We start from the raw sequence: 430 nt of genomic DNA, 5'->3' as shown, positions 1-430 counted from the left end.
AGGTACGGGCTGATGGCGGGTGGAGAACGCGGTGTGGACCGCGCGCTGGGCATCCTCGCCACCGAGGTCCGGCGCACTCTGCGACTGCTCGGAGTGTCCACAGTGGACGAACTAACGCCCGGCCACGTGGCTCTGGGAACCGCACCGCACTGAACCCGACCGGAAGGACGATCGCCGATGCCGAACACACCTCGACCTGGCGGGCCCGGCGTTCAACATGGGCGATCCCTACGACGGCGTGCCCTCGGGCGGCACCGGCTTCGGTGTGCGCAGCCTCATCGAGCTGGCCGACCGGTTGTGACCCCCTGATGGCCGAGCAAGCGGACGGTCTCCTCCGCGCGGCGCAACGCGGTCAGCAGTGCGGCCCTGCCGGTGAGGTCGATGTCCTCGGTGAGGGCTTCCTCGGCGGCGACGCCGCCCTGCAAGAGCT

Annotated in this window: 1 protein-coding gene; it reads left to right on the top strand. The window is 70.2% G+C overall.

Features of this window, described 5'->3' with window-relative positions; all coding sequences use genetic code 11:
- Window positions 1-12 precede the first annotated feature (12 nt).
- Window positions 13-153, top strand: a complete 141-nt coding sequence (locus CCN37_RS37995; RefSeq protein ID WP_371505731.1) for an alpha-hydroxy-acid oxidizing protein — start codon at window positions 13-15, stop codon at window positions 151-153.
- The last annotated feature ends 277 nt before the right edge of the window (window positions 154-430 follow it).

The sequence above is a fragment of the Allokutzneria sp. NRRL B-24872 genome (assembly GCF_002155965.1).
In the GTDB taxonomy this organism is placed as follows: Bacteria; Actinomycetota; Actinomycetes; order Mycobacteriales; family Pseudonocardiaceae; genus Allokutzneria.
Note: the sequence above shows the minus strand (reverse complement) of the source record. Positions and strands in the feature narration are given on the sequence as shown.

Bases quoted from the DNA above. Each gene is read 5' to 3' on its own strand.
- CCN37_RS37995 (WP_371505731.1), top strand. From the start codon at position 13: ATGGCGGGTGGAGAACGCGGTGTGGACCGCGCGCTGGGCATCCTCGCC.